This is a genomic window from Dyadobacter sp. 32 (assembly GCF_902506755.1).
Taxonomy (GTDB): domain Bacteria; phylum Bacteroidota; class Bacteroidia; order Cytophagales; family Spirosomataceae; genus Dyadobacter.
In genome coordinates this window covers 4,946,439-4,964,954 of the sequence record NZ_LR735258.1, presented here as the reverse complement: position 1 = coordinate 4,964,954, position 18,516 = coordinate 4,946,439, and the positions used below count along the sequence as shown (strand labels likewise).

10 protein-coding genes are annotated in these 18,516 nt (G+C 44.7%); 2 read left to right on the top strand and 8 right to left on the bottom strand.

The window, feature by feature from the left end; all coding sequences use genetic code 11:
* Positions 1-32: 32 nt before the first annotated feature.
* The 6 genes from DYADSP32_RS20285 to DYADSP32_RS20260 all read right to left on the bottom strand — a co-directional run bounded on the left by DYADSP32_RS20285 (position 33) and on the right by DYADSP32_RS20260 (position 7,787).
* Entirely contained in the window at positions 33-1,199 is a 1,167-nt protein-coding gene (locus DYADSP32_RS20285; RefSeq protein WP_414617924.1) for a PepSY-associated TM helix domain-containing protein, read from the bottom strand.
* Positions 1,200-1,314: 115 nt separating this feature from the next.
* Entirely contained in the window at positions 1,315-2,526 is a 1,212-nt protein-coding gene (locus tag DYADSP32_RS20280; RefSeq protein WP_149241055.1) for a DUF4374 domain-containing protein, read from the bottom strand.
* 40 nt (positions 2,527-2,566) lie between these two features.
* On the bottom strand, positions 2,567-4,963 hold the full coding sequence (locus DYADSP32_RS20275; protein WP_149241056.1) for a TonB-dependent receptor: 2,397 nt from the start codon (positions 4,961-4,963) through the stop codon (positions 2,567-2,569).
* Between the two features lie 309 nt (positions 4,964-5,272).
* On the bottom strand, positions 5,273-6,481 hold the full coding sequence (locus DYADSP32_RS20270; RefSeq protein WP_149241057.1) for a DUF4374 domain-containing protein: 1,209 nt from the start codon (positions 6,479-6,481) through the stop codon (positions 5,273-5,275).
* Positions 6,482-6,490: 9 nt separating this feature from the next.
* Entirely contained in the window at positions 6,491-7,222 is a 732-nt protein-coding gene (locus DYADSP32_RS20265) for a hypothetical protein (RefSeq protein WP_414617923.1), read from the bottom strand.
* Positions 7,223-7,247: 25 nt separating this feature from the next.
* Complete coding sequence (locus tag DYADSP32_RS20260; protein ID WP_149241059.1) at positions 7,248-7,787, bottom strand: RNA polymerase sigma-70 factor; 540 nt, start codon at positions 7,785-7,787, stop codon at positions 7,248-7,250.
* Between the two features lie 259 nt (positions 7,788-8,046).
* Between DYADSP32_RS20260 and DYADSP32_RS20255 the strand changes: the two genes are divergently transcribed.
* Entirely contained in the window at positions 8,047-13,506 is a 5,460-nt protein-coding gene (locus DYADSP32_RS20255; RefSeq protein WP_149241060.1) for an alpha-2-macroglobulin family protein, read from the top strand.
* Positions 13,507-13,522: 16 nt separating this feature from the next.
* Here DYADSP32_RS20255 and DYADSP32_RS20250 read toward each other — a convergent pair whose 3' ends face one another.
* Positions 13,523-16,210: a PAS domain-containing protein gene (locus DYADSP32_RS20250; RefSeq protein ID WP_414617922.1), complete on the bottom strand. Its 2,688-nt coding sequence runs from the start codon at positions 16,208-16,210 to the stop codon at positions 13,523-13,525.
* A 201-nt stretch (positions 16,211-16,411) separates the two neighbouring features.
* Positions 16,412-17,419: a TolB family protein gene (locus DYADSP32_RS20245; RefSeq protein ID WP_414617921.1), complete on the bottom strand. Its 1,008-nt coding sequence runs from the start codon at positions 17,417-17,419 to the stop codon at positions 16,412-16,414.
* 196 nt (positions 17,420-17,615) lie between these two features.
* Here DYADSP32_RS20245 and purU point away from each other — a divergent pair, with 196 nt between their 5' ends.
* Positions 17,616-18,449 carry a formyltetrahydrofolate deformylase gene (gene purU, locus DYADSP32_RS20240; RefSeq protein WP_149241061.1) on the top strand — a complete coding sequence of 278 codons (834 nt, stop codon included), beginning with the start codon at positions 17,616-17,618 and terminating at the stop codon, positions 18,447-18,449.
* The last annotated feature ends 67 nt before the right edge of the window (positions 18,450-18,516 follow it).

Sequence of the window (18,516 nt, the reverse complement as noted above, 5' to 3'; positions counted from 1 at the left end):
ATCGGTGATGAGAAGAAAAAATCGAAGGAATATTAATTTTTACTTTGGGTTATTGAAAGCTCGGTGGAACGAAGCTGTGAAATTGCCTTCCCTTTTTTCTTTTTATTCTTTCCACGCTTACCCCACCAGATGTAAAAGCCGGTGATCGGTAAGCTCGTGCAGATCAGGCTTGCAATGAAGTAAAGAATCTTAGTCGTTAACCCGCCAATAGCCCCCACGTGCAGCGCGTAATTGGTTCGCCGGAGCCATTGCGCTACGCCAAGATCGTCAATTTGGACATCGGAAGGCAATTGTTCCAATGTATGCTGATCCAGATACACGTAGCGCCATGAACCATTGTACATATCCACACAAAGGGAAATGGGATCAGAGCTCTTTTTAGGAAATGAAACGATGATGGCGTCTTTTTCGTAAACTCCGATCTTTTCAACACCAAGTCGCCACGCTTTATCTACATTTTCAAAGCTGGTAACGACATTGACTTTGGTTGTATCAGAAAATGGTCTCAGATAAGTTGGCGCCGACTCACCTCCTGAACTAAGCCAATAAAAGCCTTTGTTGAACCAGGCAAAACCCATGATGAGTCCGGTTATAGTCAGAATAAGTGCAATGATAAGTGAATAAAAGCCCAGGACGTTATGCAAGTCGTAGTTCACACGTTTGAACTTCGCCCGCCATTTAATTTTAAAGCTTCTGTCCCTTCCGGATTTATTCCACTTTTTAGGCCACCAAAGCACCATGCCGGTGATGAGGAGAATAAAAAAGATAAGCGTAGCAGAACTCACGATCATAGTCCCCACTTTGCCTTCAATCCACAATCCTACATGTCCATCCAGTATAAAATGGAAGAAATCTTCGTGGTCGATCATCGCAACAACTTTACCAGTATACGGATTAACATAAACGGAAGAGTCCGAATCCAGGCTAAAATGAGCCGTGCGGTCGGCGCCGTGATACCATACGCTAAATATCTTCTTATCCGGCAAAGCCTTATTGACCGATTTCCATAGCTCAGAAGGCGGCAGCATGGGTGCATTTTCTTCGTGCTCCGCATGTAGGTGTGATAAGGTCATATCCTCGATTTCTGTTTCGAAAACGAGTATACAGCCTGTCAGTCCAACCACCACAACGACAATTCCGGAAGCGAGTCCAAGCCAAAGGTGTAGCCAGGCATTTATTTTTTTCAGGATTGTCATCATGCCATTAGTCACTTTTCGCATCCTGCCGGTTGCCATCGACAGGATGCATTTGTTTTGATATATTTAAAAGAGAACTTTTTCCGTAAACAGGATCATAGGTGGCTGCCAGGAAAACCTACTTCGTTTTTTCCAGGCGAAGTATGTAGTCAATTCCACCAACAAATTCGGCGCCATGTGTAAGCTTATCTGTGGTAGGATTGTATTCCCAGATATAATCTTTGTCGGCTGCATTAACCGCGATGTAAGCCTTACCGTCTTCAACGATCACCGCCTGCACCATTCTTTCTCCCTTATCTGCCGGGAGATCCAGCTTCTTAATGAATGTACCTGTCTTTACATCGATAACAGAATAGAAGTGGTCCGAATCAATCGACTGCCCCGCAGTCCTTGTACGGACAATGGCCTTACCATTTCCGATATACCACATAGCGGCCCCCATTTCATTGTTCACTTTTGAAGAAAAATCGAAATAGTAGGTCGGGTCAAGCGTAGTCGAGCCGCTTTTAATCCTGTATACCGCCGAAGGTGATTTGTAATCGTATCCACTCACAGGATCACTTATAAAGTAAATATCATTGTTCTCATCAATAAATGAAGACGGCGCATACACGATCGGGCCACCCGGTGTTGTTGTGCGCGTATCGGAAATAGTACTTTCTACGCTCATGGCAGGATAGCCGATTACGGCTACGTTGAATTTTTGGTAAACCGGCATGTTGGGATACAAAGTCCAGTCGGAAGATGCAAATCCGTAACCCACGTATAATTTATTGGCACGGTATTCGGCAAAACCGATGTTGTAATCATTGAAACCCTTAGGAATTGCTTCCAGGTTCAGCTTGCCTGTTGTAACGCTCATATCCGCAACTTTTACAATTGCATATCTCCCCTCGCTTTCGCCTGTACCAAAAATAACCAGGGTCTGATCATCTATCCACGCGTATGAACTCCAGTTCAGATAGGTAAACGGCACTTCTTTGTCTGTGACCAGTGCGCCGTTTTCAACATGGTATTTACCAAAACGTCCGCTGCCAAAATTGGCATGGTAATAAAATCCGTCCTTCTGAATAACGTCCTGCGCATACACTTTACCGGTCATTTCGGCACCGTTACCTTGCAAGCTTATGGTTCCCTCCGTTAAGGATGGTACGTCAGCAATGTAGTAGGCGGTGTTTGGCCAGCTGCCTACGCACAGAATAGCCGAGTACTTTCCTGCTTCATCTGGCGGCGGTACCTCTCCACCGTTGTTACTGTCACATGCGGTTAGCGCCATTCCCAGAATGGCAACCATTAGTATATTGTTCCGGAAGCTGAAAAATTTGTTCATCGTATCTATTTGTTTAAAGAATTTTAATTTTCGAATTGATCTATTTTAAAAAATACCTGAGTTTCAGAGAAAATGAACGCCCCGGCTTTTGAAGCCGGAAATTGTCGAAGGCCAGATCGTCGGTGAGATTCCGGCATTCGCCCGAGACGTTGTACCGACCGTTTTTGAATGAATAGCTTAGCGATGCATTATGGATTAACTGATCAGGAATGGTAGATTTTCCGTTTACGTTGCCAAACGCTTCCCATGTGAGGTAGAACCAGTGCACATACTGCGTGTACCAGCTGAATTGGAGGCGCGTGTCCTTCCCAAAGACATTGTTTTTACCAATGCTCAGATTAGCATTACCAAACATCCAGGGTTGATTGGGGATCTTGTTTTTATAAGTTGCCTCATAAGTAGTTGATACCGTGTTGCCAAATTTGGTCATATTCACAGCACTCTGATAGGTGGTATTGACGTTGAAAGCGAGCAGATCGGCATAGTCGTACCGGAATTCTGCTTCAAAACCGGTAACACGTACACTCGATTTGTTTTCGTTTTTCAAGGCCTTCGACCGCTGGTCAGGAACGGGATAAATGAAATCGACGGCGTTACGATAGAATCCGGAGCCCTCAATAAAAAACTTGTGTTTGTTAAATCGAATACCGTAATAAGCGCCCAGATTGACATTGTCACTACTTTCAGGTTTCAGGTCGGGATTGGCCTGAACGTTGAGTCCGTCGCCAAATACCTCTTCAACCTCCTGTAAGCGGTAGGCATGTTCGAGGGACATTTTTATACCCAAATCAGGTAGAAGTTTGTATCTGGATGCAATTCCATATCCATAATTATTGAATTTGGTGCTGAATACACGGTAGTCCTGATCCACGTACTTTTTCCTTTCAAGAGCAAGTCTGTAATATTTTGCAAAAAAAGTATTGACCAATTTTTTGCTGAAAAATTCCTGCTGGTAAGCAGCACCCAAAATCTGTTTGTTCATGATACCAGGCATATCATCATTTTGAACGTGTAACGCATTGAAACTCTCGTTTTTGAGATTGTCAATGATGTAATTGATATTGAATGAGTGATTCTCGTTGAAGGAGTAGCTCAGATTGGCTCTGACAAACTTTCTCGGCCTGATGATGTGGGAGAGCGTTTTGATGGAGCCCATTTCGGTGGCCCCCTTGGCAGTCCAGGATCCATCCCAATAATACTGCCGTAAGAGTGTATCGGCCGTTACAAATGAATCTTTTGACAACGATGCAAAAAGGCTGAGGTCCAGTCCCTGGACGAATAGATTGTTCTTTTTGTAGCGTAGGGTACCACTCAATGCCTTACTTTCTCGGTTCACTTTTCCGTAAACAATGGTCTGCTCAAAGCCCGTTTGCAGATCCTGGTGTCCGGCCGTGTAACCAAATCCTGCATAAAGGACGTCGGCCCATTTTTTATTATTAATGCCTACTTCCAATTGCCCCATAGCAGACTGGAACTGGTCGTGGAACCTGCGCGTGTCAGTGAGTATAAATTGTGCTCCGGAAAGGTCAGTAATCTGGTCGCCATTTCGTTTCCCCCCTTCCAGGATCTCCACGCCTCTCATTTTATAATTATTGTCCGAGTAATTGTAAAAAGCAGTCCCTTTTACTGTGATGCCTGTTTGTTTATGCACATACTGTCCGGTAAACGCAGAACGGTGTGTATTAAACGACCCATAACTATGGCTGATATCCAGATAATTAGTTTGTTTTTGGCTCGTAATTACATTCACTGCCCCACCCATCGCGTCGGATCCGAGCTGTACCGGAACTACACCCTTATACACCTCCACACGTTCGGCCAGGTTGACCGGAATATTGTTCAAAGACATAGAGCTGCCCAGGATTTCCATTGGAACACCGTCTATAAAGTATTTGACAGCCTTACCCGAAAGTCCATTGATCGAAAAGTTAAAGTTGCTCCCAAGGCCACCCTGTTCACGAATACGTACACCGGCACTCCTGTTGAGCACCTGATTTAAGTCAGCCGTTGTATTCGCGTATTGCTTCGTTTCAATCGCATTTACTGCAAATGCCTGTTCTTTAATTACCTGGGTTTCTGTCTTTCCATAAACCTGTACCTCCAGGAGATTCGTCTGATTCTCCTTTAGACTAAAACTTAACTTTACCGGCTCCCCTGTCTTGATTGAAACCGTTTCAGAGACCTTCTGAAAACCCACAGCACTGATCTCAATGATATAGTTTCCTGGTTTCAAATCCGGGATCGCGAAAGAGCCATCTGAGTCCGTTGTGGTGCCTATCGAAGTGTTCCTGACTAATACGGATGCCCCGGGGATTGTTTCCCCCAGCTCTGTTTTTATGTGCCCGGATAACGCTGGGGGAGTTTGTGCTTCTACCACTAATGTTGTGATAAAGAACATCGTGAAGAGAATACAAAAAGAATATTGATTGAATCGCATTGTATGGATATAAATAAATTTTGCCCCCGGAAGCGGTCGCCCGTTTGTTCCTGAGTCTGTCTTACATCCTTAGTAGCGCAATAGAAGCTTTCCCGAAGGTTCGGGTAGAAAAAAAAGTAAAAAAATCGTGACTCTTGAAATGGGTATAGTTTGGAACGATGGCTAGCCCGCAGTGATTAAGGAGAACAACATGATGCAAGAACAGGTGGGCTGCGGTTATGGCTCCAAATGAATATCTGGATCAGAGTTCAAAAAGGATCGACAGGGAGGCCGGGACAAAGAAACACCCGGATTGAAAATTTGTGAATATCAATTCAACCTCTCCAGCCTTAAAACATAATCGACTTTGTCATCCAATTTCAGCCCCTTCTTTAAAACGCCCGTTTTGGGGTTGTACTGCCAGATACAGCTTCCGGCCACGTCCGAATTGATGGTGATATAAACCACACCCTTTTCAACCAGAACACATTGCCTTGCCGTGCCTTTATCCAGCGGCAGATCGAGACGGATTGTAGATTTACTTTCAAGGTCAATTACGTAAAAATCAAAATGAGGTACTTTCCAGTGATCACTCATGCCCTTGAAGACGCCCTTTCTTTCGGTACGCACAATTGCTTTTCCATTTCCAGCATACCAAAATCCGTATCCGTGGTTTTGGATCTTCGATGCCGAAATATTGAAGAAATACCCGGGATCAATGACCTTTTCCGATTTTTTGATCCGAAATATTCCTGTAGGCTTATCAGCATTATTTCCGGAGGCGATACCAGGGCAGGCTATGAAATAGAAATCTCCTTTTTCGTCCGTAAATGAATGCGATTGCCTTGTATTCGGGCCTGCCGGATAGGCTGAGCGGGTATCTTTTGACCTTCCCAATGATTTCATTCCCGGGTAACTCAGCCTTTCTAAATAAATCGTATCACTAGTGGTGTAGCTATTCAGATTGGTTGTGTGATAGGTATATCCAATTAATAACGCGTCATTCACAAATCTGGAGAAACCGACCGACATTGAATTATATATACCAGATGGAGCAGGAATCTCCATTTCTCCCTGAGTGGCCTTCATTTCAGCCACCTGGATTTGCGCATATCGAACCTTTTGCTTACGCTCGTCATACCCTATTATCAATAAGGAATCCTTGCTGATCCAATTATAATTCTCTACACTGGAAATCCCATCCAAAGGCAGTTCCATTTTTTTAGCAAACTTATTATTTTCAATCTGGTATTTGATAAAGGTATTTGTTTTCCAGTCTACACGGTAATATTTCCCGTCGCGAACGATCAGGTCATAGAATAGCCTGCCTGGATTTACTTTTATACCTTGCTTCGCGGGATTTACAGCACCAGAAGTAATTGAATCGGTTTGAAGGATGAATTCACTACCATCCTTCATCATGGTGTAAATACTGTATTTAGCGTTTTTTGAGATTACCTGCCGCGCATTTTCCTGAGAACAACCTGCTAAACCAACTACAATGAGCGCAAAAATAAACTTGTAGATTTTACAATTCATCAGGACGCATTATATTTCAAACTGGTTCAGAAGCTGCTTCATAACCATGGGTGGTAAACCCATCATAGAGCCTTCCTCCACAACAATCACTTCACTTTCGGTACCTCCGTAATTCAGAGCGATATAATTCAGGCCTTTTTTGAGCTTCATTTTTTCACTTCTATCGGTGGCTGTGGGGCACGTACCCTGTATAGTCAACTCAATATCTCTTTTCGGATTGATCATCACCGCCCCACAAAAATCGATTATGCCTGTCTGGCTGTTAATCTCTATGTTACTTTTGGGGCCTATAGAAATGGTGTATTCATTTCCGTTCAGTTCTTTGTTAATTGTCGCCGAAGCGTTATTCATTACAATGATCTCTGCCGGTCCGGAAGACTGTTTGAATGCATAAAAACCAAGTCCAAACATAGCAAAGATAACCGCTGCTGCCACAGCCTTTCGCCAGAGGGGCAATGCGTGAGTTACCCGGAAAGGTTTTTCATTTTTTCTCTCATCACCAGGAAGCACACCCGCTATTTCATTCCACATTTGCTCGTTGTGCAGCAGCTTAATCTCTTCGGGAAGCATCAATTGATCGCTAGCCTCGTCGCTAAGCAACCAGCTTTCCACTGCCTGTTTCTCTTCAGCAGAGCATCTGCCATCATGATATTTTTCAATTAGCTTTTTGCTGATCTTCATTGATACTGTGAAATGAAAAAATTCCAGTGTTCCTTTGGTAAAAGTAGCACAAATAAGCATTCACCGTAAAGGGATTAAACAAAAACTATTGATTGTACTCTGAGAGGTTATTCCTCAGTGTCGTCAGGGCTCTGGTGATGTGGTATTCCACGGCCCTTTCGGAGATGAGTAAAGCGGATGCTATTTCCTTATTGGTGAGGCCTTGTTCGCGGCTCATTTTATACACGTTTCGGCACTGACATGGCAATGTGTCCACAAGATTGTCCACTTTGCTCTTCAAGCTATTGAACATTACCTCATTTTCTGTGCAATGAGCAGCGTTGCAATAGTTAGCGAGTGCATGTTCCGTATGTACTTTTCGGGACTGGCTGTTCCGTAGGAACTCAAAAACTTTGAATTTAGCGGAACGGAGCAGATAGCGTTCCACCGAGGTTGTAATTTCCAAATCGTCTTTCCTTTCCCAAAGTGACTTAAAAATCTCCTGAACCATGCCTTTCGCAGCTTCCGATTCCCGAATGTTGTTGTAACAAACAGCATACACCTTCTCCCAGTGTGCCAGATAAATCTGCTTGAAAGAGCTCGCGTCGATACGCAGGGGGTCGGTAGTTGTTGGATGTTCCGGCATTGACACGGCCTCTATTGCTATTGTAACCGTGCAAATATAGCACCTTATTTAAAACAAGTCCAATTAAAATCGAGTCGCAGTAACAATCAACACTACCTTTGGAAAATTTGCAGGCCGTACGCTCAGTGGAAATGGAAATTCCATAACCTATCATCCAAATTATTTGTACCTTTTGAAACAATAAACATGAACAAATGATCATGATATACGCATACATTGCTGCGTTCAAAAAATTGTCGAATTCCAACATCCCTGACTGATGAAAAAATATCCCCTCAGTAAAACATGCTTACTGTTTACGTTTTGTACCCTACTTTACAGTTGCTCCACATTCAATGAAATCCGAATTGCAGGCACTAATTTTACGGAGGAAATAAGCCAGTCGCAGAATCTGGTATTCACCTTTAACAAGGACCTGGTTTCCGAAAGCCAGTTGAATAGTTGGGACTCTACCCAATACATCAGATTCGAACCCGCAGTGAAAGGAAAGTTCAAATGGTCTGCTCCCAATGAGCTGATTTTTTCTCCAGTTGGTGGTTTTGGTTCGGCAACAGCTTACAAGGCAAAACTGACAGATTTGCTGCTGCGAGCCGTTGAAAAAGAAAAAAAATACGCTGTTTCCACTGAACTCCTTGAGTTTCACACACCCTATTTGCAGTTGATCGAAACAGAGAGCTGGTGGACCTTGTCCAAAGAAAGCGGCAGGCAGGAAGCGCGTTTACGACTACGTTTCAACTACCCCGTCAACGCGCAAAACGTTGCCGAAAGACTCAGAATTAAGCTAGCCGGCCAATCGACAGATTATCGCGTTTTGCCCTCTTCCGAAGAAAGATCCATCACAGTCGCTCTTGATAACACCGGAAAGGCAGATCAGAATCCCATCCCGGTTGCTGTAGAAATTGCAAAAGGTATTCAGGCACAAAACACTTCCTACGTTTCACAGGATATCCTTTCGCGCTCCACAAGTTTGCCTTCGCCGCTGCATCTGGAGGTGATTGATATCAAAACAGGATTCGAAAATAACGCGGCATTTACCCGAATCATTACCACGCAGGAACTCAGCCCAGGTAGCATCGACAGCGGATATACGCTGAACCCGGCTCTTTCGGCCAAGACGGAAGCCACCGAAAACGGATTTATCATCCGTGCAGACTTTAATGAAACCGATACCTATGCACTTTTACTAAAAACTTCTCTGAAAGGTATTCTTGGTCCTGAGCTTGAAGACGAAACTTCCAGGGATCTCTTTTTCGGAAAAATGCCTGCGGCGATTTCATTCGCTAACAAGAAGGCCTTGTACATGACTCCGAAAGGTTCACGCAACATGGGCGTTCAGATTGTAAACGTACCAAAAGTGCAGGTGCGTATTGCCAAACTATACGCCAACAACATTCTGAGCTACGTGCGCAACAGCCGCTACGAGGATTACGAACAGGTGGGTGACGAATGGAAGCCGTCTGGTACTTATCAATACAGCGATGATACAGAGAGCAATTTCAGTGATCTCATTGTAGATAAGACTGTAGAAACCGAAAATCTCCCCCGTAACAAAGGCATTGCAGCGCTGAATATTGCCCTCCCGGATGATAACGCCCGAAAGGGAATCTATCTGGTTTCGGTCAACTCAAAGGACGAAGCCTACATGGGCGCTACCAAACTGGTCTCCATTTCGGACATCGGACTGATTGTGAAACAGAGCCAGAACGACATATGGGTGTTTGCTAATTCTATCAAAACCAACGAACCGCTTGCCGATGTGGAGATCACCCTTGTGAGCAGCAATAACCAGTCGGTACATACGGCAACAACAGACAACAAAGGTGTGGCTCATGTCGAAAAGCTTTCGGAGCTGGCGCCAGGTTTCAGAATCGCTATGCTTACCGCAATGCTTAAAGAAGACTTTAACTACCTGTTACTTGAGGATACGCGGGTTGAAACCTCTCGTTTTGAAGTGGAAGGCCTTCGGGATAACGTGTCCGGATTGCAGGCATTTCTCTATGGGCAAAGGGATATTTACAGGCCCGGAGAAACCATGTACTTCAATACGGTACTGCGCGAAAAAAATTGGAAAGCCGCTGGCGAAGTGCCTATTAAGTTACGTCTTGTGACGCCCAATGGACGGGAATACCGCACCTGGCGAAAAAGCACCGACAAGCATGGTGCAGTGTCCATTGAAGTTGCACTTGATGCCGCGGTACTCACCGGCACTTACACCATGGAGGTGTACAATGCCAATGACGTTATGCTCGCTTCGCAACCGGTGAGTGTTGAAGAATTTATGCCCGACCGCATTAAAGTTGATTTGAGCGGCGCAGCAAAAGAATACGTATCCGGCGGTACAGTTGCGCTAACGGTCACTGCATTTAACCTGTTCGGGCCACCAGCAGCAAATCGCACTTACGAGATGGAATCCCAGCTGAAACGCAAAGGATTTTTTGCCAAAGATTTCCCTGAGTATACTTTCGATATTCCAGCCGAAACCGCATTTGAAAAGGAAAGGAGACAAGGTGTCACCAACGAACGTGGCCAGGCCACGGAGCGCTTTTCGCTGGCAGCAGGATTGAAAGACATCGGTGTACTGGAAGGAAAAATATATGTCACTGTTTTTGACGAAAATGGCAGACTCGTTAACAGGCTTCAGCGATTCGATGTATTCACCCAACCCGTTTTGTTTGGAATACGTTTACCCGATTCCTATGTAGGTGTGAATGCGCCGGTTCCGGCAGATATCATCGGCGTGAATAGCAAAGGTGTACTTCAAAAATCAATTGCCAAAGTAGAAGTGGTGAGGCTGGAATACCAGACGGTTGTTGAAAAAAAGAATGAGCAGCTCCGGTATACCTCCCGCAAAAATGAAAAGATTGTTTATTCCAATCTGGTAACACTTGGGAGCGGTCGCGGATCCTTCCAATATGTACCTACGGTATCAGGTGAATATGAAGTGCGGGTACGCCGTCCCGATGCACTGCACTATTCTGTTGCTAATTTCTACGCTTATGGATATGGATATACGCAGTATTCGTCCTTTGAGGTGAGTAATGAAGGCCGTGTTCTGATGGAAACGGATAAGGAAAGATATCAAACCGGCGAAACCGCCCGTATACTTTTCAAAACACCTTTTGACGGCAGGCTACTGGTCACCGTTGAAAGAAACAACGTCCTGGAACAACAGGTCATAACCACTGAAAAAAAGGCGGCTGAAATAAAAATCAACTTAAAGGAAGAGCACCTGCCCAATGTGTACGTCACGGCTACACTGATCCGGCCGCTGGACGCTTCTGACATGCCGCTGACTGTTGCTCACGGCTTCGTACCCGTTCTGGTAGAAGATCCGGACCGTAAACTACAGGTACGTATCACCGCCGTTGAAAAATCCAGATCTAAAGTAAAACAAACGATCAGGATCAAAACAGCGCCTAACGCGCAGGTAACGCTAGCCGTGGTAGACGAAGGTATTTTACAAATCAAAAATTCGAAAACACCTGACATTCATGGCTTCTTCTATCAAAAAAGGGCATTGGAAGTTACCAGTCATGATTTATATGCACTTCTTTTCCCAGAGTTAAGTATTTCAGGTGCTTCGAGTTTTGGTGGTGATGGGTATGACCTGGAAAAAAGAATCAATCCACTCAGCAATGGCCGTACCAAACTGGTTACTTTCTGGAGTGGGGTTTTGGAAGCAAACAGTAGCGGCGAAATCTCTTATGACATAGCCCTTCCACAATTCAGCGGGGACTTAAGGGTGATGGCCGTTGCCTACAAGGACGATGCATTTGGCTCCGCAACAAAAAACATGAAAGTGGCCGATCCGGTTGTGATCAGTGCCGGCTTACCGCGATTCCTGAGTCCAGGTGATGAATTGACGCTACCTGTCAACATCAGCAATACAGAAAATAAGCCTGCAAACGCTACGGTTTCACTTCAATTAAATGGCCCGCTAGCTAACGGCGACCTACCGCTCCAACAGAAAATTACCATTCCTGCCGGAAGAGAAGCGGTAGCCGTATTTTCCATAAAAGCGTTGCAATCCATCGGTACAGGTAAGATCAGTGTCAAAGTCGGAGCTTTCGGTGAAACCTTCTCCCAGGAAACCGACATCACTGTGCGGCCCGCATCCCCCCTGCTCAAAACCAGTAGCTCAGGCGTAATCGCCGGCGGACAATCGGGGATGATTGATCTTACGACAGCCTTTATCCCGTCGACCCGTCGGAGCCAGGTAGTATTGAGCCGGTCTCCTTTGGTGCAAGGGGGCGGGAAGGCGCTTTCAACCCTGCTTGGATATCCATTTGGGTGCCTGGAACAATCCGTTTCCAAAGCATTCCCACAGCTCTATTTTGCGGATCTTACGAAAGCAATGGCTACTCCCGTGTATCTTGTCCGGAATGGAGCAAGTGATTTTAATCCTGTAACGAATGTGCAGCAGGCTATCAGAAAGATTGAGTCGCTGCAATTATTCAATGGCGGTATGGCCATGTGGCCCGGATCGAGCCAGGAGGACTGGTGGACCACTGCTTATGCAGTTCATTTTCTGGAGGAAGCGCGCCGTGCAGGCTTCGAAATAAATGCATCCACGCTCAGCAAAGCTACGGATTATCTCACGACCAAAACACGCACCACTGCGACCAGAGAAGTGATTCTTGCCAGTACCGGAAATGGACTGGCCTATGGATCAGAGCCTTCGTCGGGCAGTCAGGTAAGGAAAATCGTTGCACGTCGTGAAGCCATTTACGCCCTTTATGTGCTGGCACTTACCGGTCAGCCCAACCGAGCGTCCATGAATTATTATAAACAGAATCCGCAATTGCTGACCACCGATACGAAATATCTGCTGGCTGGTGCTTTCAGGCTGGTTGGAGACACCAGGAGTTTCACTGCTCTCTTGCCAAAAAGTTACACTATAGAAAGCGGCTCTCAGGCATTCGACGATAGCTATTCATCTCCCTTAAGAAACATGGCGCTGGTGTTGAACACCCTTTTGGAGACCGACCCGGACAATGCTCAAATCGCTCCCATCGCAAGACAACTATCCAAAGCGATCCAGTCTGCTTCTTATCTCAATACCCAGGAGGCAGCGTTTACGGTACTGGCTTTGGGTAAAATCGCGAAAAAAACCTCTGGTTCGACAGTAACAGCTTCTGTGGCGATAAATGGCAAGAATATAGGCACATTTGGTGGAAAAGAGCTAAAACTGGCACAAGGGATTGCCAATCAAAAACTATCCATTTCCACCACGGGTAAAGGCGGCCTTTACTGGTTTGCACAATCGGAAGGGATGTCGGCAACGGGATCTTATGTGGAGGAAGATCAGGGGTTACGCGTCAGACGTGAATTCCTGACAAGAGATGGAAAAGCAATTGAGCAACTTCATCAAAATGACCTTATTGTAGTCAAATTAACGCTATCCAGCACCAATGGCGTTTTTGTTGACAACGTGGTGGTTACGGACCTGCTGCCTGCCGGATTTGAGATAGAGAACCCACGCATCACAGAACCCCGTGATATGCCATGGATAACCAACGCAGGAATCCCGGAATACCTGGACATGCGGGATGACCGGATTCACTTTTTCACAAGTGCCGACAAGCTTGAGAAATCATTTTACTATCAGGTAAGGGTCGTATCCAAAGGGACTTTCACAACGGGTCCGGTCGCGGCGGATGCCATGTACCAGGGTGAGTACCGAAGCTATTCCGGAGGGGGAAAATTAAAAGTCGAGTAGGCATTCTTCCCTGAGCCTAGTCCCTTTTGACTCTACGGTGTGCGGCAATTTTGGAATAAAGATCATTGGGGTTGAATGGTTTACTGATGTAGTCATTCATCCCCACAGCAAAAGCCATATCCTTAATGTCCAACATTGCCGATGCTGTGAGAGCGATAATCGGGAGGTCGGCATATTTACTTCCAGGCAGTTTCCTGATTTCTGTGGTAGCCTGGTAGCCGTCCATTTCCGGCATTTGCAAATCCATCAGGACAAGGTCATAATTGTTTTTTTGAACAAGTTCGTACGCCAACAGGCCATTTTCGGCTATATCGAAATTTACGTCCCATTGTTTCATAAAATTTTTCATCAAAACAATATTCAGCGCATTATCCTCGGCGATAAGAATATAGGCGCCTTTGAGGCTGCCCATGCTTGGCAAAACGGCTCTTGAAGCAGGGTACTCCAGTTGTTCTTTACTGTTATTAAAATTCATAGTGAAATAAAAAACCGACCCTTTGCCGGGCTCACTCCGTACCTGAATGGTGCTGTTCTGAAGTTCAAGAAGTCTTTTTGTGATGGTAAGTCCAAGACCTGACCCACCATATTTTCGGGTAGTATCAGAACTTCCCTGCGTGAAGCTGTCAAATATATTTTCCAGCTTGTCAGCTGCGATCCCGATCCCCGTATCCGTTATTTCGAAAAGTATCGATACAAAAGTGGCTTCTTGCTTCACCACCGATGCCGAAACGATCACCTTCCCTTCCTTGGTAAACTTAACTGCATTACTTATCAGGTTGGTTAGTATTTGGCCCAACCTTACCGGATCTCCCAGCACGGAAATATTCAAATCGCTATCCACCATCAGTTTAAGCTGAATTCCTTTTTCCTGAGCCTTCTGGAGAATACCAAAACGGATATTTTCCAGCAGGGTAAGAATATTAAAATCAACTTGCTCAAACTCGATCTTACCCGCTTCTATTTTACTAAAATCAAGAATGTCATTGATGAGAACCAGTAGGTTTTCCGCAGAATATTTCAGTATGTTCAGATATTCCATCTGTTCAGGCTTGGGATTTTGCTGCAACAACAAATTGGTAAAACCAATCACTGCGTTCATCGGCGTCCTTATCTCATGACTCATGGTGGATAAAAATTGCGATTTGGCCACAGCAGCCATTTCCGCCTGCTCTTTGGCATCGATCAGTTCCTTCTCCGCTTTCTTGCGCTCATCAATGTCCATGATAGCACCATAGAGCTTGGTGACATTACCCGTGTGATCGATAAATGGCTTACCAATTGCATTGATAAATTTCATCCTGCCATCAGGTAGTATGATCCGGAGGTCAAAATTGGCCGGAGTTAGGTTCTGTATTGCATATTTGATGTGCATTCTGTAAAGTTCCCTATCCTCAGGATGAATCATCGAAGAGTAGGTATCAGTATCCGGTCCGAACCCGTTTGGTTCAAGCCCAAATATCCTGAATGTCTCTTTTGACCAAAAGTTCTGCCCGGTAGCCAGGTCTATTTCCCAGCTGCCGCTGTGCGTGAGTTGCTGCGATTCGGCCAGCATTGCCTCATTACGACGGATTACCTCTTCAGCAAGTTTCCTCTTGGTAATGTCGTGCCACACCACCAGTAATACTTTTTTATTATTAAACTGAACCGGATTAAGTGTTACCTCTACAGGAAACTCTTCGCCATCCAACTTTCGGTGAATCCACTCAAACTGATGATATCCATGCTCAAAAGCAAGGCGGTCCATCTCAATGGATTTGTCTAACGACCTCTTCCCATCAGGCTGAAATTCAGGCGAGAATCTGGCCGGATGAATAGATAATAACTCTGCTTTGTCTTTACAGCGCAACATTTCCACCGCTGCACGGTTACAATCAATAATGCCGCTTTCATCAAAGAGTAAATGTGCATCTGTGGAATACTCAAATATTACTCTTAACTTTTCCTCTACCTGCTTGCTTTCCGTGAGATCCTGAAAGATTCCGTGCAGCTTGGCTGGTTTTCCATTCTCGATCCCGGTCTTACCAATGATACGTACCCACCTGTCATTTCCCTTAGCCGATTTTATAGCCAGGGTCACGTCAAATGGAATTCCCTTCTGCAATGCCTTTTCAAATGCCTCCCGTATCAATGGACGGGCCCAGGGCTTATAGAATGCCAATGCATCCGGCACTGCCGGCACTTCACTTTCCTCAATTTCGTGAATTTGATATATCTCGGATGACCATTTCATTTTCATGGTTGAAGGGTCCAGTTCCCACATCCCAAGCCGGGCCATTTGGCTGGCCTCTTTCAAAAGGTTCTCACTATTGATCAGCGCCTCTTTCAGCATCACCTGATCGTGCACATCCTGAATGGCACCCATCATCCACACCGGCCTGTCGTCCTCGAATTTCACATTACCACTGCATTGAAAATAACGGAAACCATTCGTTTTGGTTTTTAACCGAACCTCCACTTTGTAAGGAACCTTATTTTTCAGTTGGTCTTCCATGGCCTGGCTTACCACGGCCCTGTCATCCGGGTGAAGAAGAATGTCAGTGAAAGACGAGTAACCCGGAAGAATTTCGCCTGGCTTATAATTCAACAGTTCGTAAAAATGATCCGACCATACCTGCTTGTCGCTGGCGAAGTCCCACTCCCAAATGCCAGCATTTATGCCGGAGATCACCATTTCTAAGGATTCAACTGCAAAACTGGATTTCATCAAGCGCAGGATTATATTCAGGAATAATAAAAGTAGAATGATTATACTATATCCTCCTTAGGAAGTGGAATTTATTCGAGAAATGACTTTGCAAATCAAAAACTGACTTCTGATAATACAGAAATAGATTAAATTGGGAAGAACAAACTGGTAAATACGCATACAGGTCGTCGCGCTGCGAAAAGGTATTGAATCAACATATTACTTAAATTTATCATTTAGTCCTGTCATATACAAGTCAAACCCTCCTTTTCCGCCGGGCCGGTCGGACGAGAATATCATCAGGTTATAGTTAAAATTAACCAAATCTGGCAGAATGGGCCTATACTCGTTATAGGATGTGTTAATCCTGCTCCCGGCATTTACTGGCACCGACCACTTATTATTTTCAAGCGTCGAATAGTATATATCACTCCCTCCCTTGCCTCCCGGGCGGTCCGAAACAAAAACCATCGTATGTCCGTAGATGTACGGGCACCTATCGTCAAAAAGGCCCGACAGTTCTTCTACTTTTCTAATTTGATATTCTTTGGGTGTTACAAGACTCTCAAGCGTAATGCGTTCATTCTGCCCACGAGGAATGGAAACTTCATAAATATCAAAATTCCCTTCCCTGTTGGAAGAGAAATAGATTTTGTCCCCCAGCCAGGAAAAAGAAGGATACCCATCATCTTTTGTCGAATTGAGCAAATCGAAACTGACCGGTTCTTCAATTCCAGCTTCGGTTTTTCGGACATATTTAATGTCCAGGTCCCCACCTGAATCATCTGCATAAAACACCGCTGAGCCTTTCGGACTATCTCCAAATGACTGAAAATCATCGCGAAGGGAAACGGTCTTTGGGCCTAGCACGTTAAAATTCCCATTGACCTTGGAAAGAAATTCTCCAGGCCAATCGTAGTCAGTGAAGAATGCGCCGGTTTCGCCGTTCCTGAACGTATTTAGCCCTAGCCTCTTTCCGTACGAAAACTGAGCCTCAAAACTAACCAGATTAAAATAAATCTTTTTTTCCCTTTTAGAGGAAAAAGTAAACGAAATCCGACCACTCTTGTTTTTCGGCAAATCCGAATTATAGTCGTCAAATGCGGAGTTGAAGTCATCCAACGGTACCACGTCGGAAAGAAACTTTCCGTTCCTGTCCTTAAAAATTTCCGGCCAGCAACCAAAGATTGAGAATGTGCCTACTACAAGAATGAATATTTTTTTCATCTTAGTCGTGTTGATGGGACAAGATCAGGATACATTTTTTGGCTAAACAGTTGGAAGTTAACCATAATTAAAGTCTCTTACCTCTTTAAGCAGCGATTTTGTCAAAAGGTGATCTGATTACCTGTTCTATCCAAAATCCAACAAATTTCTGTTATTTCGCAAATCAATCTCTTTCTGGATGTTCTTTTAACCGCAAATGATTCAACGACATATATTACTCATGGATGGTCCTGATCACAAAGGACTTATTTACAAGGTAACCCGTATCCTTTTTGAACACAATCAGAACATCATCCGAAACGATGAATATGTTAGCCCTTCCGGATATTTTTTTATGCGCACGGAATTTGACGGTGAAACAGACGGGGTTGAATTATTGAAAGTGCTTCAGGAAGAGTTACCCGTGGGCATACACCTCAGGATTAACCCAAAGAAGAAAAAAGACATCGTTCTCTTTGTAACCAAAGAGCACCACTGCCTGGGAGAGCTCCTGATCAGGTACGCTTTTGATGAACTGGACGCCACGATACAAGCCGTGGTGAGCAATTATAACACGTTACAACCTCTGGTAGGCAAGTTTGGAATTCCATTCCATTTTATCTCTCACGAAAATAAAACGCGTGAAGAACATGAAGAATCAATTCTCCGAACATTAGATATATATCGCCCGGAGTATCTGGTTTTAGCCAAGTACATGCGGATTATCACACCCGATTTTGTCGGTCATTACAGCAATAGGATTGTAAATATTCATCACTCATTTTTACCAGCGTTTATTGGTGCAAACCCATACAAACAGGCCTATGAGCGGGGTGTAAAGATCATTGGAGCCACTGCTCATTTTGTTAATAATGATCTGGACGAGGGGCCAATTATCGCGCAGGATGTGAAATCAGTGGATCACCGGCAGACGGCTGCTGACATGTCCACTTTAGGGAAAGACACGGAAAAGGCCGTTTTATCGAAGGCGTTGAAACTGGTATTCAACGACCGGGTTTTTATTCACAACAACCGCACGATTATTCTTTAACAAGAAAAAAGCCCTTGGTCAGATTCACCGAGGGCTTTTTGTAATCTGATGGATGTTATTGAATATG